Genomic DNA, 20243 nt, shown 5'->3' with positions numbered 1-20243 from the left:
TGGAAACGCCCCGCACCCAAGGAAGCACCGGGAGCGGTGCCCGGCAATTCGCCGCGCACCGCTCCCTGGGGTGGTTGTTCCTACGTCGTCCGTGGTCAGGCCTCGATGCTGTCCTTCGGAGCGCCTTCGCTCTCGGACTGCGCCGCCTCGGCCGCCGCCTGCTTCTTCGAGGCGCGCAGACTGGTGATCGTGGTGACGATCAGGACGGAGCAGATCACTCCGAGGGAGACCGGGATGCTGATCTCGGGGACGTGGACGCCCGACTCGTGCAGCGCGTGCAGCACCAGCTTGACGCCGATGAAGCCCAGGATGACCGACAGGCCGTAGCTGAGGTGGACCAGCTTCCTCAGCAGGCCGCCGATGAGGAAGTACAGCTGCCTCAGGCCCATGAGCGCGAACGCGTTGGCCGTGAAGACGATGTACGGGTCCTGCGTGAGACCGAAGATCGCGGGGATCGAGTCCAGGGCGAAGAGCACGTCGGTGGTGCCGATCGCGAGCATCACGACCAGCATCGGGGTCATGACCCGCTTGCCGTTCTGCTCGATCCACAGCTTGGTGCCGTGGTAGCGGTCGGCGACACCGAACCTGCGCTCGGCGGCCTTGAGCAGCTTGTTCTCCTCGAACTCCTCGTCCTCCTCCTCGGCCCGGGCCTCCTGGATGAGCTTCCAGGCGGTCCAGATCAGGAAGGCGCCGAAGAGGTAGAAGACCCAGGCGAAGCTGGCGAGGATCGCGGCGCCCGCGGCGATGAAGATGGCCCGCAGGACCAGGGCTATGAGGACGCCGACGAGCAGGACCCGCTGCTGGTACTGCGACGGGACCGCGAACTTCGCCATGATCAGGACGAAGACGAAGAGGTTGTCGACGCTCAGCGACTTCTCGGTGATGAAGCCTGCGAAGAACTCGCCGGCTGGCTGGCCACCACTGAAGAGGAGGAGGCCGAGACCGAAGAGTCCGGCCAGGGCGACCCAGACGACCGTCCAGATCCCGGCTTCCTTGAGGGATACGTCGTGCGGCTTGCGGCCGATGAAGAAGTCGACCGCGATGAGGGCGGCTAGGCCCACGATGGTAAGGACCCAAAGGGTCACGGAAACATCCACTGCGCCTCCGGCAGTACGTAACGGCAAATGTCAGCGTCGTCGCTGCCGGAGGTCTCTTCCACCCATGGGATGGGCCGGCGCCCCGGGATCTGGCCTGATCCGTATTGACGGGAACGCCGCAGTCAGGGAGTACTCCCCTCCGCACGGAAGACAATACCCAATTACCAAGGAAGAGTAAAGGGATTGGCAAAGGGGAGATCAAATTACCTGGTCAGAGGCCCTTTACCTGTACTTGGCGCGGGCCGCCGCGACCTGGGCGAGCACCTGCTCGAGCACCTGGCTGCCGTGCGGCACGAGCGGCGGTTCGTACGTCCAGGCGTGCCCCACCCAGGGGTCGGCGAGGTGGTCCTCGGGCACCGGCGTCAGCCGCAGCAGACCGCGCCACAGCGGGTCGAGCAACGGGCCGTAGGCGCTGGAGTCCTCCCGGTCGGCCACCATCATCAGGTGGACGCCGACGGCGGGACCCTCGTCCGCGAGATAGCGCAGCTGGTTCACCGCGCGGTCGTCGAAGCCGTGCGGGAAGTCATTGACGAGCAGGAGCTGCTGGGAGGTGTCGAAGCCGGGCGGGAGCGAGTCGGCCGCGCCACCGCGCACCGCCATCTGCACCAGGTCGACGCGCTGGGTGAGCCGCGCCAGGACGTCCGCCACACCGGCGGCGCCGGCGGTGGGCGGGGTCGCGAGCACACCGGTCCGCACCAGCGGCGCCAGCGCCTGCGCCCCGGAACCGGCCGGATCGATCACATGCACGGTGAACTCGTCGGCCGGATGCACGGCCAGCAGCCGGGCCGTGTGCGCCACGGCCGACTCCATGGCGAGATGCCGCAGCTCGTGCGAGTCCACGAACGACCCGTCGGACGCGGCCGTGCGCCCGCTGTCGATCCACAGACCGCGTTCGAGCGGCAGGCGGACCAGCATCGGGATGCGCAGCGGATCGCTCTCGGGCAGCTGGAGGTCGCCCAGGCGCAGCGCCATGGGCATCTCCATGGGGACCCGGTAGGCGTGCCAGGCCGGATTGTCCCAGCGCGCGTACGCCACGGGCAGCGCCGGTTCGACGACGTCGGCCTCCGCCGTGAGCTGGGCGAGGTCCCGCTCCAGGGCCTCACGGGCCTGGTCGACGAGCTGGACGTGCTTGGCCTGGGCGGCCTCGCGGGCGGCGTCGCCCTGGCCGCCGATCCGGCTGCGCGGGTCGGACAGGACCTGGTCCAGCTCCCGCTCCAGGCGCGTGTCGGCGAAGTCCACCGCGCTGCGGTAGGCGGCCGTGCTGCGCGCCAGGTCCTCGAACATGCCCCAGACCTGGTTGTACAGCCGCTCCTCCATGGACCAGCCGGTCGCGTCCCCCGCGACGGGCCGGGCGGGCTGCCCGGGCTGGGCCGGGGGTGCGGTGGGCGGAGGCGGCGGCGGGGCCCCGTTCTGTCGGCGCGGGTGGCTGTAGTCGATCGGGCCGCCGGAGGCGGGCGCGGCCGGGGACGCCGGCTGGGTGGCGGACGGGTCCGTGGGCGAAGTGCCGTCCGGGCAGCCCGCGGCGCCCTGGGAGCCGCTGTAGGGGCTGCCGGCGCCTTGCGTTCCCGCGTACGGTCCACCGGCGCCCTGGGTGCCCGGGGCACCCGCCGGGTACGGACCGGTGGCGCCGCCCTGGGTGCCGTACGGCGAGCCGCTCTGGTCCGGCCCGAGGGCAGAGGTGGCCGTCTGGCGGGAGCGGTCGCCCTCGGGGGTGCGCGGCGGCGGGGCCGGCACCGAGCGGGCCAGGCCCTCGACGACGGCGTCGTTGATGGTGGTGGCGAGCTGGTGGGCCTGCGGCAGGCCCTGGTCGCCGAGCAGTTCCGCGAGACCGCCCGCGTAGCCCTGGCCGACGGCGCGCACCTTCCAGGCACCCTGGCGGCGGTAGAGCTCGAGCGCGACCACGGCCGACTCGGCGTCCAGGCTGGTGATCGTGTAGGTGGCGACCTCGGTCCCGTCGAGACCGGTGACCGCGACGAAGGGGACGGCGGCGGAGCCGAAGCTGACCGGCCCGCCGACGCCCATGGGCAGGGCGAGCAGGACATTGACCCGGTGCACGGCCGCGGGCATCGCGTCCAGGTCCACCGCGAGGCGGTGGTTGGCGGCGGCCTGCCGGGAGACCTCGAGGCCCGGCAGTACGGGCGCGCCCGGGTGGGCGACCCATTCGACGCTCTGCGCCCTGCCGTTCTCGTCTCCCAGCGTCGCCGCGGCCACGACAGGCGTGCCGGCCGAGACCCTGATCTCGAGGCGGGCCTGGGAGAGCGGGTGGTTCTGCCCCCGCACCAGCTCGGCCGTCATCGCCTGTCGTCCCCCTGTGTCGCGTGTGGTGTTGTCGAGTGGCGCTCGCCCGGCCGCCTCAGAGCGCCGGCAGGATCGCCGGCATCAGGTCCTGGAAGGTACGGCCGTTGGCCGGGGTGCCGAGGGCCGTCATGTTCCAGCCCGCGCCGACCCGGTGCACCTTGGCCATGATCTGGGCCGTGTAGGCGCCGCCGCCGGCGAGCGTGTAGCGCGCCAGCTCCTGGCCGTTGGTCTCGTCGACCAGACGGCAGAAGGCGTTCTGGACCTCCTGGAACGTCTGGCCCGTGAAGGAGTTCACGGTGAAGACGATCTGGTCGATGTGGACCGGGATGCGCCCCAGGTCGACGAGGATCGCCTCGTCGTCGCCACCCTGACCGACACCACCGACCAGGTTGTCACCGGTGTGACGGACGGAGCCGTCGTCGCTCACCAGGTGGCGGAAGAAGACGACGTCGACCGGCTGCTTGTCCGCGAAGAGCACGGCGGAGGCGTCGAGGTCGATCTCACGGGTGCGGGAGCCGAACAGGCCGCGCCGGGGGGCCGCCTGCCAGCCGAGACCCATACGGACCGCGGTCAGGCTGCCGCCGTCGTTCTTCTGCAGACTGATGGCCTGACCCTTGGTCATGTTGACGGTCACGCGCTGATTCCCCTCTCGAACTGTCCCCTGTTGCCGCGGCGCCCGCGGTTGTCCAAAACCCTACGCAAGGGCACTGACAGTGCCGTACCCAGGCCCGCAATTTGTGTCGGTCTTGCAACACAGCGCGTACAGAGGCCGGGCACGGCTTCCGTCCGGGCCGGGCCGTCAGGCCAGACCCGCCTCCTTCATCTGGCGCAGTTCCTTCTTCATCTCGGAGACCTCGTCACGCAGCCGGGCGGCGACCTCGAACTGGAGGTCGGCGGCGGCGGCCCGCATGCGTTCCGTCATCTCCTCGATCTGCTCGGTGAGTTGGGCCGCCGGGCGGTCGGTCGGAACCGTCTCCCTGGCCTTCCCCTTGGCGGACTTGGCGGATTTCGCTCCCTTGGCCGCCTTGTCGCCGAGCGACGGCACCGGGGCCTTGGTGCCGCGGCCGTCCTTCTTCGCGCGGTAGCCGGTGCCGAGCAGCTGCTCGGTGTCGACCTCCTCGCGGGCGATCTGGACGACGATGTCGTTGATCTTCTTGCGGAGCGGCTGCGGATCGATGCCGTTCGCCGTGTTGTAGGCGACCTGCTTCTCACGGCGGCGGTTGGTCTCCTCGATGGCCCGCTCCATCGCCGGGGTGATCTTGTCGGCGTACATGTGGACCTGGCCGGAGACATTGCGCGCCGCGCGGCCGATGGTCTGGATCAGCGAGGTGCCGGAGCGCAGGAAGCCCTCCTTGTCGGCGTCGAGGATCGCCACCAGGGACACCTCGGGCAGGTCGAGGCCCTCCCGGAGCAGGTTGATGCCGACCAGGACGTCGAACTCGCCGGCGCGCAGCTCGCGGAGCAGCTCGATGCGGCGCAGCGTGTCGACGTCGCTGTGCAGGTAGCGCACATGGATGCCCAGTTCCAGGAAGTAGTCCGTGAGGTCCTCGGACATCTTCTTGGTGAGCGTGGTGACCAGGACGCGTTCGTCCTTCTCCACCCGCTTGCGGATCTCGTGCACCAGGTCGTCGATCTGGCCCTCGGTGGGCTTGACGACGACCTCGGGGTCGACGAGGCCGGTGGGGCGGATGATCTGCTCGACGACGCCGTCCCCGCGCGACAGCTCGTACTTGCCGGGCGTCGCCGACAGGTAGACGGTCTGCCCGATGCGCTCCTGGAACTCCTCCCACTTCAGGGGGCGGTTGTCGAGGGCGGAGGGCAGGCGGAACCCGTGGTCGACGAGGGTGCGCTTGCGGGAGGCGTCGCCCTCGTACATGGCACCGATCTGCGGAACGGTGACGTGGGACTCGTCGATGACGAGCAGGAAGTCGTCCGGGAAGTAGTCGATCAGGGTGTTCGGCGGGGAGCCGGGCGAGCGGCCGTCGAAGTGCATCGAGTAGTTCTCCACGCCGGAGCACGAGCCGATCTGGCGGAGCATCTCGATGTCGTACGTGGTGCGCATGCGCAGGCGCTGGGCCTCCAGCAGCTTGCCCTGCTTCTCCAGCTCGGCCAGACGCTCGCCCAGTTCCTTCTCGATGTCGTTGACCGCCCGCTCCAGGCGCTCGGGGCCGGCGACGTAGTGGGAGGCGGGGAAGACGTACAGCTGCTCGTCGTCGCTGATGATCTCGCCGGTGAGCGGGTGCAGGGTGGAGAGGGCCTCGATCTCGTCGCCGAACATCTCGATGCGGACGGCGAGCTCCTCGTAGACCGGGAAGATCTCGATGGTGTCGCCGCGCACCCGGAAGGTGCCGCGGGTGAACGCCATGTCGTTGCGTGTGTACTGGATGTCCACGAAGCGGCGCAGCATCTCGTCCCGGTCGATCTCCGCGCCGACCCTGAGGGGGACCATCCGGTCCACGTACTCCTGCGGGGTGCCGAGGCCGTAGATGCAGGAGACGGAGGCGACCACGACGACGTCCCGCCGGGTGAGCAGGGAGTTGGTCGCGGAATGGCGCAGGCGCTCGACCTCCTCGTTGATCGAGGAGTCCTTCTCGATGTAGGTGTCCGACTGCGGGACGTAGGCCTCGGGCTGGTAGTAGTCGTAGTACGAGACGAAGTACTCGACCGCGTTGTTCGGCAGCAGTTCCCGGAATTCGTTCGCCAGCTGGGCGGCCAGGGTTTTGTTCGGCGCCATCACCAGGGTGGGGCGCTGGAGCTTCTCGATCATCCACGCGGTGGTGGCGGACTTGCCGGTGCCGGTCGCACCGAGCAGGACGACGTTCCTCTCGCCGCCTTCGATGCGCCGGGCCAGCTCGGCGATGGCCGCCGGCTGGTCGCCGTTGGGCTGGTAGGGGCTGACGACCTCGAAGGGCGCCACCGTGCGTTCGATCTGGGAAACGGGCCGCATGGCATCCACCGTACGACCCCCCACTGACAACGAGGCCGGATCAGCGGTTCTGCGGGGTGCGGGCTTCCCGGTGGGCGACCTGTCGGCGGGTCCTGAGCCGGGTTCGGCCCGGGGTGTGCGCGGACGGCTGGTGGGCCGGGACGCCGGGCTTGTGCTCGACGGGGGGCCAGTCGGGCCTGCCCATGACCATCAGCGGGTCGAAGACGACGACGATGCCCGCGAGGCAGAGGAAGGCGAGGGGGCCGATCAGCATCGGCGCGAGGAGCGCGGCGGGCGCGTCGCCCGGGGTGGGGGCGCCGGTGTGCAGATGGACGTTCACGGCGGCCATGCCCGTGTAGTGCATGCCGGTGACGGCCAGACCCATGACGAGGCTGGCGCCCACGCTCCAGAGGAAGCCCCTGATCTGTCCCGCGGCCCACAGCGCGGCGGTGGCGGCGGCCATGGCTATCGCGACGGAGATGGAGACGGTGAACGTGTTGTAGTCCATCGTGCCGTTGAAGCGCATGCCGGCCATGCCCAGGTAGTGCATCGACGCGATGCCCAGTCCGGTGATGGTGCCGCCGGTGAACAGCGCGGTCCCGGTCGCTCCCCGGTAGCCGACGATGAAGATCCCGATGCCGACCATGACGATGGCGACGCCGAGGCTGGCGTAGGTCGTCGGCTTGTCGTAGTGGATCGGGGCGTTCTCGATCGTGAAGCCCATCATCGCGATGAAGTGCATGGTCCAGATGCCGGAGCCGATCGCCGCCGAGCCGAGGGCGAGCCATCCGGGGCGCCAGGAGTGGGCGACGAGCCGGGCTCTGGTCGTGCAGCGCAGCCCGAGGGCACCGCCGAGGCAGGCCATGACGTAGGCCACCAGCGGTGTGACGAGGCCGTAGCTGAATCCGTCGACCGTGCCTTGCATGCGCGGCTGCCCTTCCGCCGTGTTGCTTGGTGTTCCGTGACGCGCCCCTCCCCCAGGACCGCGCGAGCGGCCAAGGCTGAGAGAGAGTATGACTGCCACCGGAATGGTCGAACGATTTTCCGGCAAAGAAACACGTCCTTGCCCCACATGTGCGCCATCGGTGAGCAGGTTCGGGCATCACCTTTCATTCTGTGGCCATCCCGCACCCCCTCCGTCGTTGACTCTGTGCTGTCACAGTTGAGCTGTACGTGATCGCTCGACGCGAGGAGTGCACATGCACGCGCGCGCAGTTGCCGCCACGACCACCGCGCTCCTGGGCACCGCCGCCCTGCTGCTGCCCGTCCACGACGCCCGGGCGGGCATCGTGGCCCGGCCCGCGGTGATCGCCCACCGGGGTGCCTCCGCGTACGCACCCGAAAACACTCTGGCCGCCGTCGACGAGGCCGCCTCCCGGGGCGTCCTCTGGGTGGAGAACGACGTCCAGCGCACCAGCGACGGCGAGCTGGTGGTGATCCACGACGACAGTCTGCGCCGTACGACCGACGCCGAGGAGGTGTTTCCCGGCCGTGCGCCCTGGAAGGTGAAGGACTTCAGCGCGGCCGAGATCGCACGGCTCGACGCGGGCGGCTGGTTCGGGCCGGCCTACGCGGGCACGCGCGTGCCGACGCTGAAGCAGTACGTGGACCGGGTGGAGCACCACCACCAGAAGCTGCTTCTGGAGATCAAGAACCCCGGCCTGTACCCGGGCATCGAGGCACAGACCCTCAAGGTGCTGAGCAACGAGGGCTGGCTGGACCAGCGGCATCTGTCCGGCCGGCTGGTCGTGCAGAGCTTCAGCGCGGGCAGTCTGCGGACCGTCCACGATCTGCGGCCGGCGGTGCGCACCGGCCTGCTCGGTGCGCCGCCCGTGGCCGACCTGCCCTCGTACGCGGGCTTCGCCGATCTCGTCAACCCGTCGCACACCTCGCTGTCCCGGTCGTACGTCGACGCCGTGCACGCGCTCACCGGGCCGCACGGCAGGCGGCTCGAGGTCTTCGCCTGGACCGTCGACGACGCCGCCACCGCCCGGACCGTCGCCGGGTACGGCGTCGACGGCATCATCTCCAACAGGCCGGACGTGGTGCGGCGGGCCGTGTACTGGTTCTGACACCGGGCCTGCCTCGCGTGCGGGGCGGGCCCGGGGAGGGGCCTTCCCTGCCGGTGGGGGCGGCCCGGCGGGGGCGTCGAGTGGTGGTGGGGGCGTTCAGCCGTGGCAGGGCCATGGCCTGTGGCTGGAGCATCGCCGGTGCCCGGGGCGTTGTCAGTGGCGGGTCGTACGGTGGGTCGCATGAGCAGCCATGGGCAGTACGAGCAGCAGGTCGTATGGACCGTAGTCGGCACCGACATCGGCCCGCTGCTGCTGGCCGCGACCCACGCAGGTCTGGTCAACGTCGTGTTCCACGCCACCGACGCGGTCCGGGACAAGGCGCTCGGCCGGCTCGCCGACCGGCTCGGCACGGAGCCCGTCGAGGAGCCCGGCTCCCCGCTGCTCGCCGAGGCGATACAGCAGGTCGACGCCTACTTCGCGGGGAACCGGCGCGCCTTCGAGCTGCCGCTGGACTGGTCCCTGATCTCGGGCTTCAACCGGCAGGTGCTGCGCGAGCTGGCGTCCGGCGTTCCGTACGGGGCGGTCGTCGGCTACGGCGACCTGGCCAAGCGGGTCGGGCAGCCGGGCGCCGCCCAGGCGGTGGGGGTGGCCATGGGTGCCAATCCGCTGCCGGTCGTGGTTCCCTGCCACCGGGTCGTCGAGAGCGACGGGGGCATCGGCGGGTTCGGGGGCGGCCTGGAGACCAAGCGCAAGCTGCTCGCACTGGAAGGGGTCCTGCCCGAGCCGCTGTTCTGACAGGGCGAGACCGCGCCCTGCCGAAAGGGGGAGACTGCGCCGGTGACCACACTCACCGTCCATCCGTACGGCCGCGCGACACCGGGGTGCCGGCCGTGACCGCCGTCGAGCGCGCCACCACGGCGCCCGTCCGCGCCGAGCTGCTGCCGGCCCTGCGGCGTCGTACGACCGCGGTGCTGATCGTCAGCCAGATCCTCGGCGGGCTCGGCGTTGCCACCGGCATCGGACTGGCCACCGTCCTCGCCAAGCAGGTCAGCGGCACCGAGGCACTGTCCGGGCTGGCGCCCACCGCGACCGTCGCGGGGACGGCCGTGCTGTCGATGCCGCTGGCCGCGCTGATGACCGCGCGCGGACGCCGGCCGGGGCTCGTCCTGGCCTATCTCATCGGCGCCCTCGGGGCCGCGGTCGTGGTGGTCGCGGCACGGGTCGGGAGTTTTCCGCTGCTGCTGTGCGGCATGGCGGCCTTCGGCGCGGCCTCTTCGGCGAACCTCCAGGCGCGGTTCGCGGCCGCCGATCTGGCCGAGCCGGACCGCCGGGCCCGGGCGATCTCGCACGTGGTGTGGGCGACCACCATCGGCGCGGTGGTGGGTCCGAACATCGCCGCGCCCGCCGGCCGCAGTGTCGCCGGTCTCGGGATACCCGCGGCGGCGGGCCCCTTCCTGTGGGCGGCCGGGATCTTCGTCATATCGGCGGTCGTGGTGGCCGTGCTGCTGCGACCCGACCCGCTGCTGACCGCCCGCGCGCTCGCACCGGAGGACGAGCGGTCCCCCGCGGCCCGCTCCCTGCGCGCCGGCTGGTCGGCCATCGCCGAATCCCCGCTCGCCCGGCTCGCGCTGGTGACGGTGGCCGTGTCGCACACGGCGATGGTCTCCGTGATGTCCATGACCCCGGTCGACCTCGCCCACCACGGGGCGAGCATCGACCTGATCGGGCTGGTCATCAGCGGGCACATCGCCGGCATGTACGCGTTCTCCCCGCTGATGGGCCGGCTCGCGGACCGGGTGGGGCGGCTGTCCGTGACGGGGCTCGCGGCAGGGCTGCTGGCTTGCGCGCTGTTCCTGGCGGGTACCGCGGGCGGTAGTAAGGGGCAGACCGCCGCGGGGCTCTTCGTACTCGGCCTGGGCTGGTCGGCCGGGCTCGTGTCCGGCTCCGCGCTGCTGACGGACGCGGTTCCGCAGTCGGCGCGGGCGGCCGCTCAGGGGTTCTCCGACCTCACGATGAACACCTCGGCCGGCATCGGAGGGGCGATCGCCGGGCTGGTGGTGGCGAAGGCCGGCTACGCGTGGCTGAACCTCGCGGCGGCCTGCCTGCTCGTGCCGCTGGCCGTTCTGGTGCTGTTCACGCGGGGCAGAGGCGGCGGCGCGGTGGCGGGCGAGGCGGCGGGCGGCTGAGTGCCGGCCATGGGTGCGGCCTCCGTCCTGCGCGCCGCCCGAGCGCGCCTCCGTTCTGAGTTCCGGCCGGGGGCGCCTCCGTCCTGCGTACCGACGGGGGGCCTCTTGCGTGCCGACGGGGGTACCTCCCGTACGAGCGAGTGCCGACCGGGAGTGCCTCGGTCAGGCGTCGGGAGCCGTTCGTGGCTCCTCCATGCGTCGGGGGCCGGTGGTGTCTCCCACAGGGCGCCGGGGTTTGACCCGGTGCGGCGCTCGCCAGGGATGAGGGGAGACCGACGGACAGGAGGCGGACGTGGTGCTGAGGGTGTCGGAAGAGGTGCGGGAGGCGGTCGACGCGCGTCGACCCGTGGTGGCCCTGGAGTCCACGATCATCGCGCACGGGCTGCCTCGCCCGCGCAATCTCCAGGTGGCGCTGGAGCTGGAGGCGGTCGTCCGTGAGCAGGGCGCCGTGCCGGCGACGATCGCCGTGCTCGACGGGCGGCCCCATGTCGGCCTGGACAAGGAGCAGTTGGAGCGGGTCGCCAACGAGGACGGGATCCGCAAGCTGGGCCATCGCGACCTGCCGCTGGCGGTGGCCTCGGGCGCGAGCGGGGCGACCACCGTGTCGGCGACGGCGCTGCTGGCCGCGCTGGCGGGTGTGCGGGTGTTCGCGACGGGCGGGCTCGGCGGTGTGCACCGGGAGTGGACGGTCACGCAGGACGAGTCCGCCGACCTCGGCCTGCTGGCACGCACGCGGGTCACGGTGGTGTGCGCGGGGGTCAAGTCCATCCTGGACGTTCCTGCGACCCTCCAGCGGCTGGAGACGCTGGGCGTGGCCGTCGCCGGATACGGCACGGACCGCTTCCCCGGCTTCTATCTGTCCGACTCGGGGCATCCGGTGGACTGGACGCTGGAGTCCCCGGAGCAGGTGGCCGAGGTGATGCGGGCTCAGGACGCGCTGGACGTACCGGAGTCGGCGCTGATCGTGGCCAACCCGGTGCCCGAGGAGGAGCAGCTGGATCCCGCGCTGCACGCGCGCGTGCTCGCCGACGCGCTGCACGCGTGCGAGGCGGCGGGCGTCACCGGCCAGGGCGTGACGCCGTTCCTGCTCGACTACCTGGTGCGGCACACCGACGGGGCGTCGCTGAGCGCGAACCTGGCGGCGGTGCGCGGCAATGTACGGCTGGCGGGGAGGATCGCGGCGGCTTGGGCCGGGGCATGACCGGGCTGACGGGCGGAAAGGAGCCGCGCGACCCGGGCGGCGGCCCGGAGCCGGGCGGGGCCGGCGCGGGTGGGGCGCTGCTGGTGGTCGGGGACGTCGTGACGGACGTCGTCGCACGGCATCGGGGGCCGCTGGCCTCGGGGACGGACACGGCCGCCGTGATCCGCACCCTGCCGGGTGGCGCGGGCGCCAACGTGGCGTGCTGGGCGGCCCACTGGGGCAGCGCGGACGTACGGCTGCTCGGCCGGGTGGGTGCGGACGCTGCGGCCTGGCACGAACGGGAGCTGACCGCCTGCGGGGTGCGGCCCCGGCTGGTCGTCGATCCGCAGGCGCCGACCGGGACGGTGATCTGCCTGGTCGACACGGGTGCCGCGGCCGAGCGGACGTTCCTCACCGACAGCGGGGCGTCTTTGCGGCTCGATCCCGGCGACTGGTCGGACACCCTCCTGGACGGGGTGGGACGGCTGCATCTCTCGGGCTACCTGCTGTTCTCCGAGTCCGGGCGGGCGCTGGTCGGTACGGCCCTGGCATCGGCACGCGCGCGTGGGGTGCCGGTCAGTCTCGACCCCGCGTCGGCGGGTTTCCTGGTGGAACTGGGCATCGAGCGGTTCCTGGCCCTGGTCCGGGGCGTGGACCTGCTGCTGCCCAGCCGTGACGAGGCGTGTCTGCTCACCGGGCTGCCGGACGGTGCGGGCGCGGCGGCCGAGCTGAGCCGTCGCATCCCGCTGGTGGTGGCGAAGCAGGGGGCGGACGGCGCACTGGTGGCGAGGAACGGTGCCGTACTCGCCCGCATCCCCGCGACCCCCGCGACGCCCCGGGACACCACGGGCGCGGGTGACGCTTTCACCGGCGCTTTCCTCGCCACCTTGCTCACGGGCGCCACTCCCGTGGTCGCGGCGGCCGAGGGGTGCCGGGCGGGGGCCCGGGCCGTGGAACGTGTCGGCGGCAGACCTCCGGCGGCGAGCCACGACCCGAAGTCCTCTGATGCCCCGGCCGCCCTCGGTGGGGCGGAGACGGTGGAGACGACCCGCGCGGGGGCACTACCTCACTGATGCCGGACCGGCGACGGGTCCGGCACCCACCGCGCCTCCTGTCCCCCGTCCCCGTCCCCCGTCCCTCTACGGCCACGACGTGCCCCACGCCCGCCGTGCGCCGAACGGCCCGTGCCCCCAACGCCCCCTCGACCCACCACAACTCCCCGGCCTCTACCCCTTCCTCCCCCACGCCGAGATCAGCGGCGCTGTCGCCAGGTCCATGCTGCCCGAGGCCACGTTGGCCAGGTGGCGGTCGACGTCGTCGTCGGTCGCAAGGCCGGCGGTGACGAGCCTGCCGCGGATCTGACGGACCGTCGCGGACTCCAGGGCCGCGCAGGCGGGCGAGCTGACCGGGAAGTAGGCGTCGGCCTCGACGCGGCGCAGCCCGGCCTCGCGCAGGAGACGCGGCAGCTTGCGGCCGTAGGAGAGGTCGGCGCCCCGGTCGGCGAGCAGCTTGCGGAAGCCGTGCCGCAGGCGGTTGGCCAGCTGCTGCTCGGGGCCGTACTCGTCGGGGCAGATCAGGGGCTGGAGGGCCGGATCGCCGTCCTCGACGAGGAGGCGTCCGCCGGGCCGCAGGGCGTTGACCATCGATCTCAACGCCCCTTCCCGGTCCGGGACATGGACCAGTACGAGCCGGGCGTGCACCAGGTCGAAACCCTCGCCCGGCGATTCCTCGGCACCGACGTCGTGGACACGTACTTCGACCGGCGGGCGGTCGACGGCGGACAGCAGGCTGATGTCGATGTCGGTCGCGACGACCTTGCCGGTGGGCCCGACCTTCTTGGCGAGCCAGGACACCACGGAGGTGCCGCCCGCTCCGACCTCCCAGCAGCGCCAGCCGGGGCCGACGCCGAGCCCTTCGAGGTGGCGGAACGTCGTGGGGTCGAAGAGGGCGGCGAAGGCGTCGAAGCGTTCGGCCGCCTCGGTCTGCCCGTTGTCCAGGAGATACCCGTCGGTTCGCGTCATGCGGTGATCATCCCAGTTGCCCCGCTTGTCCGAGGTGGTAGACGCGGCCGGATTGCGCACGCCGGAGGCGGGTAGACGCCGTCGAGGACCGGGCGGGGAAGGGCCGGAATCGGCGTCACCGCCGCTTCGTCGCAGCGTTGTCCACAGGCGGGAACAAAGCGGAATCCTCCCCTTCCACAGGCTTACCCACGGCATACGCGAGCCTGGCAGACTGGCGCGCCAGGGCGCAGGTGTGCGGCGCGAGGAGATACACGCAAGGAGACCCAGATGACCATGGCGGGGAATCTGCGGAAGGTCACCGGCCTCGACAAGGTCGGCGGTCTGCGCAAGGTGGCGCGGTTGGGCCGACGGCGTGCGCGGGTCGACCTGAGCCACCACGCGCGCTCCCCACTGGGCTCCTCGGTGGTGAACTGCGTTTCGTACCGGGACGGTGTGCGCGCCCCGGTGGCCGGCGATCTCGTCGACATGGTGGAGCAGGTCCGCAAGAACCGTCACGGCTTCGTCTGGCTCGGTCTCCACGAGCCGACGAACGACGAGTTCGCGGGCATCGCCGAGCTGTTCGACCTGCATCCGCTGGCCGTCGAGGACGCGATCGAGGCCCATCAGCGGCCGAAGGTCGAGCGGTACGGCGAGACGCTGTTCGCGGTGTTCAAAACGGTCTGCTACGTCGAGCACGAGCAGCTGACGTCGACCAGCGAGGTGGTCAACACCGGCGAGATCATGGTCTTCGTCGGCCCGGACTTCGTCATCACGGTGCGGCACGGACGGCACAGCTCGCTGGGCCCGCTGCGAGAGGAGCTGGAGTCCGATCCCGGCCAGCTCACCAAGGGCCCCTCGGCGGTGCTGCACGCCATCGCGGATCATGTGGTCGACGACTACCTCAACGTCATCGACGCCGTGCAGGCCGACATCGACCAGGTCGAGGCGGATGTCTTCGCGGAGAACGGCGCACGGGCCGACCCGGGTCGGATCTACCAGCTCAAGCGGGAACTCCTGGAGCTGAAGCGGGCCGTGGTGCCGCTGAAGCGTCCGCTGCTGGACCTCGCCGACCGGCCGGTCCGGGTGGTCGACCCGGAGATACAGGCGTACTTCCGGGACGTCTCCGACCATCTGCTGAGGGCCACTGAGCAGATCGCCGCATTCGACGAACTGCTCAACTCGATCCTTCAGGCGCACCTCGCCCAGGTCACGGTCGCGCAGAACGAGGACATGCGGAAGATCACCGCCTGGGCCGCGGTGATCGCCGTCCCGACGATGGTCTGCGGGGTCTACGGCATGAACTTCGACCACATGCCGGAGCTGCACTGGAGGTTCGGCTACCCGCTGGTGCTCGGCGTGATATCCGTCGTCTGTCTGGTGCTGTACCGCGGCTTTCGGCGCAACGGCTGGCTCTGAGACGCGCCGGCCGACAACGCCGACGCCCGCACGGACGGTGCCCGCACGGACAGTGCGTCAGTGCCGGCTCGTCCCGGCCATGGCGTAGACGCTCTCGGCCCAGGACGCGATCTGATCCTCGGTCAGGTGCCGGGCGAGGTCGGCCTCGCTGATCATGCCCACCAGCCGCTTGTTCTCGATGACGGGCAACCGGCGGATCTGGTGGTCCTGCATCTCACGGAGAACCTCGTCGACGTCGGCGCTCGCCTCGATCCAGCGTGGGGTGCCCTGGGCCATCTCTCCGGCGGTGACCTTGGACGGGTCGTGGCCCATGGCCACACAGCCCACGACGATGTCGCGGTCGGTGAGGATGCCACAGAGCCGGTCGCTGTCGTCGCCGATGGGCAGGGCTCCGACGCCCAGTTCGCGCATCAGCTGGGCGGCGCGGTCGAGGGTCTCGTGGGCGGGGATCCACCGGGCGCCCCGGTGCATGATTTCTCCGGCGGTGGTCATGCGTACCTCCTGGTGCCGGACGGCCGGCGCGGCGCGGGAGCACCGCTAGTCCCGGCGCCCTACATTCTCGCCGGACCAACGGGCGCCCGCACCCGGAGCCGTGCGGCGGCGGGCCCGCCAACCGGTCCGTGATCAGGCCGAGAAGCCCACGATCCGCCGCGGGACGACCCGGACGATCACGCGGATCTCGTCCTCCTTCTCGGCGGGCGGGTCGATGCCGAGGTACTTGTGCGAGAGCTCGTGCGGGAGCCGCTTGTCCGGATCGGGGAGGATCTCGGCGGTGCCGCGGATCTCGACCGAGGTGTAGGGGTTCGCGAGGTCGTACACCGAGACGCTGACACGGGGGTCGCGCAGGAGGTTGCGCACCTTCTGGCGTCCTTCGGTGGAGGAGAAGAGGACGGTGTCGCCCTCGCGTTTGATCCAGACCACCGAGTTCTGTGGGGCACCGTCGGGGCCGAGGGTGGCGACGGCGGCGAAGTTCCGCCCGTCCAGCAGCTCACGGACCGAGTCGGAGAAGGAGACAGAGGGGGCGGGGGCGCCAGGAGCGGCAGCGGAAGCCGAGGAGCCAGAGGCGTCGGAGGCGTCGGAGGAGCCCGAGGAACCGGAGGATGCGGCGGCGCTCGATGGGATCGACATGACACCCACGCTAGTTATATGCACGCGCATTTAAAAGGGGTTTGGCGGATCAGCCTCCCCACGCCGGGTGGCGCGGGTCGTCCGCGCGGACGAGGACGTCGGCCGTGGCCGCCGGGCCGGTCTCCCGCTCGTAGCTCTCGAAGGCGGGCAGCGTCCAGTGGTCGGCCTCGGGGGTGCGGCGGCGCAGGGCCCCCGGGGAGAGGAGGACATGGACGCTGAGGTCGAAGGGGAACCAGTGGCGCAACAGGAGGGGACCGTGCAGCAGCAGAAGGCCGCCGGGCGGGAGCTCGACGTAGGAGCTGCGGGTGGCGCGGTCGGTGACCGGGTCCCAGAGGTCGGGCAGGATCCGTCCGTCGCCGCCGGCTTCGAGGGGGCCGAACACCTCGCGCCACAGGGCGCCGGTGTCGAGCCAGCCGTCGTAGTAGGCCTCCGCGTCGTGGTGGCCGTACTCCAGGCGGACGGATGCGGGGCGCAGGAAGCCGTGCGCGTCCACGACCCGGGAGGGCCGGCCGCGTATGCGCAGGGCCTCCGCGACGCGTTCGGCGAGGTCGCCGGGCCGGGCCGCCGGGGCGCCGTCGAAGGCGATGCGCGGCCAGGGGCTGCCGTCGGCGGGCTTCAGGTCGAGCAGCCGCTCGGCGAGCAGGTCTCCGAGCCGTTCCCAGGTGATCGCTTCGAGTCGCACACGGCCCATGATGCGTCAGGCACCCGGCGAACGGGGACGGTGATCACCCGAGGAAGCCGCAGAAGCCGCAGAAGCCGAGAAAGCCGAGGAAGCGGGAGAGGCCGGAGAAGCGAAAGCCCACAGAAGCCGGCCGGAGCCGGTCGGCGAGGCCGGCCAGGCGTGCGCGGACCGGGCGGCAACAGCGGCCGTTCGGCGGGCAGAACGGGTCCTTGACGACGTGCCGCCACGCCCACCAGCGGGAATGAAGCCCTCATGGCAGCCGCAGCACCCGCAACTCCCCTGACCCGCACCGGTCTTCTCGTCATCCAGCCGCAGCGGCGCAGACACTGCGCCGGGTGCCGTCGCGGTCCGTCGCCGATGGTGGTCGTGGAGGACGACGGGCCGCGCTGCCTGGACTGCGCCGACCTGGGGCACCTGGTGTTCCTGCCGCGCGGCGACACGGCGCTGACCCGCAGATCCCGGGAGGAGAGCGGGCTGTCGGCGGTGGTGGTGCGGTTCAACCGGCGCAGGGGGCGCTACGAGCGGCAGGGCGTCCTGGTCGAGGAGGAGGGGCTGGCGCGGGCCGAGGCGCGGTGCCTGGCGGACGCGGAGGCGCGGCGGCGGCGCCGCGTGCGGGACGCACGGCGGCGGGCGGAGCAGGACGTGCGGTTCGAGGCGGCGTTCACGGCGGAGATCCTGCGCCTGTTGCCGGGCTGCCCCGAGGACCGTGCCCGGGCGGTGGCCGCGCACGCGTCGGTGCGGGGCAGCGGGCGAGTGGGGCGCAGCGCGGCCGGGCGGGCGCTGTCCGAGCGTGCCGTGGTCTCGGCGGTCGTGGCGTCCGTACGGCATCTGGAGACGCCGTACGACCGGCTGCTGATGAGCGGGGTGCCGCGGTACGAGGCGCGGCGGCGGATCTCGGTGGAGGTGGAGCGGATCCTGTGCGAGTGGGGGTGGGAGGCGGGACTGGGCCCCGCGTGATCATGAGCGGCGGCCGGGGTCGCGGCGCGCGAGGCCACCGCACGAGGAGCCGTCGCCCCCGCGCGCGAGACCGTCGTCCCGGGTCGGTCGCCCGTGGGTCTGGACGCTCGCTTATGTTTCGGCGCCGCTCGGCCATGGTCACCGTTCACGTACGGGCATTCACTGGTGAGGACGGATGATTCCGGGTGTGATCCGGTTCGAAGCGGGAGTTGACGTTGACATGATCGATGGGCCGTACTTCGTGCTGACGGTGCTGGGCGTGCTCGGCACGGGGCTGGTGGCCGGGGTGTTCTGCGGGTTCTCGACCTTCGTGATGCGAGGGCTTGCCGCGCTGCCGCCCGCGCAGGGTGTCGCCGCGATGAACGCGATCAACGTGACGGCGGTGCGGCCGGCGTTCATGCTCGTGTTCGTCGGGTCGGCGGGGCTGGCCGCGGTGATCGCCGTGGTGACGTTCGTGCTGTGGCCGGACGAGGGGACGGTGGAACTGCTGCTGGGCAGCGCGCTGTACCTGTTCGGCTCGTTCGGGGTCACGATGATCGCCAACGTGCCGCGCAACGACGCGCTGGCCCGGCTGGAACCGGGCACTCCGGAGGCGACGACGTACTGGCCGACGTACGTGCGCGAGTGGACGGCGTGGAACCACGTCCGCACGGTCGCCTCGGCCGCGGCCTCGGTCTCCTACGTGCTGGCCATCGCCTGACGCCAGGCCGCGGGGCCGCGGGCGGGCGCGGGTCACGCACCCGGGGAAAGCGGTGTCCGGCGCTCTGCGCGGCGGGCCGGTGAGACGTATCGTGGCCGGAAGAGTGCCGCCCGATGACGCACGGCCTGTCGCGCACACGCACGCGAGGAAGACGGACATGGCCGATCCCAAGGGATTCATGACCACGCCCCGCCAGGACTGGCCCCGCCGGCCCGTGGAGCAGCGAGTCCGGGACTGGGACGAGGTGTACGTCCCGGGGGCGCTCCTGCCCATCGTGAGCGGGCAGGCGGACCGCTGCATGGACTGCGGCATACCGTTCTGCCACGACGCGTGTCCGCTCGGGAACCTGATCCCGGAGTGGAACGACCTGGTGTCCCGGGAGGACTGGCGGGCGGCGAGCGACCGGCTGCACGCGACGAACAACTTCCCCGAGTTCACCGGGCGGTTGTGTCCCGCGCCGTGCGAGGCGGGGTGTGTGCTGGCCATCAACCAGCCGGCCGTCACCATCAAGAACGTCGAGGTCGCCGTGGCCGACCGGGCCTGGGCGGACGGGTTCACCCCGCCGAAGCCGCCGGACCGGCTCTCCGGGCGAACGGTCGCGGTGATCGGCTCCGGCCCCGCCGGGCTGGCCGCCGCCCAGCAGCTGACCCGCGCGGGCCACACGGTCGCCGTGTACGAGAAGGACGACCGGATCGGCGGCCTGATGCGGTACGGCATCCCCGCGTTCAAGATGGAGAAGCGTCATCTGGAGCGGCGGATCGAGCAGATGCGCGACGAGGGGACCAAGTTCCGTACGGCGACGGCGGTCGGGCGGGACGTCGGGGCGGTGGAGCTGCGGTCCCGTTACGACGCCGTGGTGATCGCGACCGGGGCGACGGCGTGGCGAGAACTTCCCGTACCAGGGCGGGAGTTGACCGGGATCCACCAGGCGATGGAGTATCTGCCGCTGGCCAACCGGGTGTGCGAGGGGGACCTGGAGGTCTCGCCGATGTCCGCGGCCGGCCGGCACGTCGTCATCGTGGGCGGCGGCGACACCGGGGCGGACTGTCTCGGGACGGCCGTGCGCGAGGGGGCCGCGTCCGTGACACAGCTGGACATCTACCGGCAGCCGGGCGCCGACCGCGACGAGGACACGGAACCCTGGCCGACGTATCCGAAGATCTACCGGCTGTCGGCCGCGCACGAGGAGGCGCGCGATCTGCGGACCGCGCCGGCGGCCGACGCGGACGCGCGCCTGTTCGCCGCGTCCACGCTCCACTTCACGGGCGACGGGGACGGCCATGTGCGGGCGCTGCACCTCGTCGAGGTCGACGATCGGCGCACGCCGGTGGACGGCAGCGGGCGGGAGCTCCCCGCCGACCTCGTGCTCCTCGCCCTCGGCTTCTCCGGGCCCGACCGGGCGGACGGGCTCACCGACCAGCTCGGGCTGACGCTGGAGCCGCGCGGCACGATCGCCCGGGACGGCGGTTTCACGACGAACGTCCCCGGGGTGTTCGCCGCCGGGGACGCGGCGCGCGGCCAGTCGCTGATCGTGTGGGCGATCGCGGAGGGGCGGGCGGTGGCGGCGGCCGTCGACCGCTATCTGACGGGTGCCTCGCGGCTGCCGGCGCCGATCTCGCCGTACGACCGCCCGCTGCACGTGTGACCGCTCCCCCGGGTAT

Annotated in this window: 18 protein-coding genes; 9 read left to right on the top strand and 9 right to left on the bottom strand. The window is 71.8% G+C overall.

The window, feature by feature from the left end; genetic code table 11:
- Window positions 1–95: 95 nt before the first annotated feature.
- The 5 genes from IE275_RS35390 to IE275_RS35370 form a co-directional block, all read right to left on the bottom strand.
- Entirely contained in the window at window positions 96–1097 is a 1002-nt protein-coding gene (locus tag IE275_RS35390; protein ID WP_189716740.1) for a TerC/Alx family metal homeostasis membrane protein, read from the bottom strand.
- A gap of 222 nt (window positions 1098–1319) precedes the next feature.
- On the bottom strand, window positions 1320–3392 hold the full coding sequence (locus IE275_RS35385) for a TerD family protein (protein ID WP_189716739.1): 2073 nt from the start codon (window positions 3390–3392) through the stop codon (window positions 1320–1322).
- Between the two features lie 58 nt (window positions 3393–3450).
- Window positions 3451–4029 (bottom strand): TerD family protein, encoded by a 579-nt coding sequence (locus IE275_RS35380; protein WP_189716738.1) that lies wholly within the window; start codon window positions 4027–4029, stop codon window positions 3451–3453.
- Between the two features lie 165 nt (window positions 4030–4194).
- Entirely contained in the window at window positions 4195–6342 is a 2148-nt protein-coding gene (gene uvrB / locus IE275_RS35375) for an excinuclease ABC subunit UvrB (RefSeq protein WP_189716737.1), read from the bottom strand.
- Between the two features lie 40 nt (window positions 6343–6382).
- Window positions 6383–7246: an MHYT domain-containing protein gene (locus IE275_RS35370; RefSeq protein WP_189716736.1), complete on the bottom strand. Its 864-nt coding sequence runs from the start codon at window positions 7244–7246 to the stop codon at window positions 6383–6385.
- A 274-nt stretch (window positions 7247–7520) separates the two neighbouring features.
- On the opposite strand from IE275_RS35370, the gene IE275_RS35365 reads away from it, so the two are divergent.
- From IE275_RS35365 to IE275_RS35345, 5 genes are all read left to right on the top strand, one after another.
- Complete coding sequence (locus IE275_RS35365; protein WP_189716735.1) at window positions 7521–8393, top strand: glycerophosphodiester phosphodiesterase; 873 nt, start codon at window positions 7521–7523, stop codon at window positions 8391–8393.
- A 180-nt stretch (window positions 8394–8573) separates the two neighbouring features.
- Window positions 8574–9128, top strand: a complete 555-nt coding sequence (locus tag IE275_RS35360; RefSeq protein ID WP_189716734.1) for a methylated-DNA--[protein]-cysteine S-methyltransferase — start codon at window positions 8574–8576, stop codon at window positions 9126–9128.
- 95 nt (window positions 9129–9223) lie between these two features.
- The gene (locus IE275_RS35355) at window positions 9224–10519 is read left to right on the top strand and encodes an MFS transporter (protein ID WP_189716733.1); all 1296 of its coding nucleotides are present in this window, start codon (window positions 9224–9226) and stop codon (window positions 10517–10519) included.
- Window positions 10520–10814: 295 nt separating this feature from the next.
- Window positions 10815–11720, top strand: coding sequence for a pseudouridine-5'-phosphate glycosidase (locus IE275_RS35350; protein WP_189716757.1), 906 nt, complete (start codon window positions 10815–10817; stop codon window positions 11718–11720).
- Window positions 11717–12772 carry a carbohydrate kinase family protein gene (locus IE275_RS35345; protein ID WP_189716732.1) on the top strand — a complete coding sequence of 352 codons (1056 nt, stop codon included), beginning with the start codon at window positions 11717–11719 and terminating at the stop codon, window positions 12770–12772. The genes IE275_RS35350 and IE275_RS35345 overlap by 4 nt, the downstream gene beginning before the upstream one ends.
- A 153-nt stretch (window positions 12773–12925) precedes the next feature.
- Here IE275_RS35345 and IE275_RS35340 read toward each other — a convergent pair whose 3' ends face one another.
- Window positions 12926–13720, bottom strand: coding sequence for a methyltransferase (locus IE275_RS35340; RefSeq protein WP_189716731.1), 795 nt, complete (start codon window positions 13718–13720; stop codon window positions 12926–12928).
- Window positions 13721–13987: 267 nt separating this feature from the next.
- On the opposite strand from IE275_RS35340, the gene corA reads away from it, so the two are divergent.
- Window positions 13988–15115, top strand: coding sequence for a magnesium/cobalt transporter CorA (gene corA, locus IE275_RS35335; RefSeq protein WP_189716730.1), 1128 nt, complete (start codon window positions 13988–13990; stop codon window positions 15113–15115).
- A gap of 57 nt (window positions 15116–15172) precedes the next feature.
- Here corA and IE275_RS35330 read toward each other — a convergent pair whose 3' ends face one another.
- The 3 genes from IE275_RS35330 to IE275_RS35320 form a co-directional block, all read right to left on the bottom strand.
- On the bottom strand, window positions 15173–15607 hold the full coding sequence (locus tag IE275_RS35330; RefSeq protein WP_189716729.1) for a CBS domain-containing protein: 435 nt from the start codon (window positions 15605–15607) through the stop codon (window positions 15173–15175).
- A gap of 132 nt (window positions 15608–15739) precedes the next feature.
- On the bottom strand, window positions 15740–16243 hold the full coding sequence (locus IE275_RS35325; RefSeq protein WP_189716728.1) for a PPOX class F420-dependent oxidoreductase: 504 nt from the start codon (window positions 16241–16243) through the stop codon (window positions 15740–15742).
- 49 nt (window positions 16244–16292) lie between these two features.
- Complete coding sequence (locus IE275_RS35320) at window positions 16293–16934, bottom strand: nucleoside/nucleotide kinase family protein (RefSeq protein WP_189716727.1); 642 nt, start codon at window positions 16932–16934, stop codon at window positions 16293–16295.
- Window positions 16935–17177: 243 nt separating this feature from the next.
- On the opposite strand from IE275_RS35320, the gene IE275_RS35315 reads away from it, so the two are divergent.
- From IE275_RS35315 to IE275_RS35305, 3 genes are all read left to right on the top strand, one after another.
- Window positions 17178–17882: a DUF2293 domain-containing protein gene (locus IE275_RS35315; protein WP_189716726.1), complete on the top strand. Its 705-nt coding sequence runs from the start codon at window positions 17178–17180 to the stop codon at window positions 17880–17882.
- A gap of 220 nt (window positions 17883–18102) precedes the next feature.
- Entirely contained in the window at window positions 18103–18582 is a 480-nt protein-coding gene (locus IE275_RS35310; protein WP_189716725.1) for an anthrone oxygenase family protein, read from the top strand.
- A gap of 157 nt (window positions 18583–18739) precedes the next feature.
- On the top strand, window positions 18740–20227 hold the full coding sequence (locus tag IE275_RS35305; RefSeq protein ID WP_189716724.1) for a glutamate synthase subunit beta: 1488 nt from the start codon (window positions 18740–18742) through the stop codon (window positions 20225–20227).
- Window positions 20228–20243 lie beyond the last annotated feature (16 nt).

This window comes from Streptomyces phaeofaciens, assembly GCF_014648915.1.
Classification (GTDB): domain Bacteria; phylum Actinomycetota; class Actinomycetes; order Streptomycetales; family Streptomycetaceae; genus Streptomyces; species Streptomyces phaeofaciens.
The sequence above is the reverse complement of the archived record's forward strand: the minus strand, read 5'-3'. Positions and strand labels throughout refer to the sequence as shown.

Coding starts and splice junctions, on each gene's coding strand:
- IE275_RS35385 (WP_189716739.1), bottom strand. CDS start 3,392: ATGACGGCCGAGCTGGTGCGGGGGCAGAACCACCCGCTCTCCCAGGCC.
- uvrB (WP_189716737.1), bottom strand. CDS start 6,342: ATGCGGCCCGTTTCCCAGATCGAACGCACGGTGGCGCCCTTCGAGGTC.
- IE275_RS35370 (WP_189716736.1), bottom strand. CDS start 7,246: ATGCAAGGCACGGTCGACGGATTCAGCTACGGCCTCGTCACACCGCTG.
- IE275_RS35365 (WP_189716735.1), top strand. CDS start 7,521: ATGCACGCGCGCGCAGTTGCCGCCACGACCACCGCGCTCCTGGGCACC.
- IE275_RS35360 (WP_189716734.1), top strand. CDS start 8,574: ATGAGCAGCCATGGGCAGTACGAGCAGCAGGTCGTATGGACCGTAGTC.
- IE275_RS35345 (WP_189716732.1), top strand. CDS start 11,717: ATGACCGGGCTGACGGGCGGAAAGGAGCCGCGCGACCCGGGCGGCGGC.
- IE275_RS35340 (WP_189716731.1), bottom strand. CDS start 13,720: ATGACGCGAACCGACGGGTATCTCCTGGACAACGGGCAGACCGAGGCG.
- corA (WP_189716730.1), top strand. CDS start 13,988: ATGACCATGGCGGGGAATCTGCGGAAGGTCACCGGCCTCGACAAGGTC.
- IE275_RS35330 (WP_189716729.1), bottom strand. CDS start 15,607: ATGACCACCGCCGGAGAAATCATGCACCGGGGCGCCCGGTGGATCCCC.
- IE275_RS35325 (WP_189716728.1), bottom strand. CDS start 16,243: ATGTCGATCCCATCGAGCGCCGCCGCATCCTCCGGTTCCTCGGGCTCC.
- IE275_RS35320 (WP_189716727.1), bottom strand. CDS start 16,934: ATGGGCCGTGTGCGACTCGAAGCGATCACCTGGGAACGGCTCGGAGAC.
- IE275_RS35315 (WP_189716726.1), top strand. CDS start 17,178: ATGGCAGCCGCAGCACCCGCAACTCCCCTGACCCGCACCGGTCTTCTC.
- IE275_RS35310 (WP_189716725.1), top strand. CDS start 18,103: ATGATCGATGGGCCGTACTTCGTGCTGACGGTGCTGGGCGTGCTCGGC.
- IE275_RS35305 (WP_189716724.1), top strand. CDS start 18,740: ATGGCCGATCCCAAGGGATTCATGACCACGCCCCGCCAGGACTGGCCC.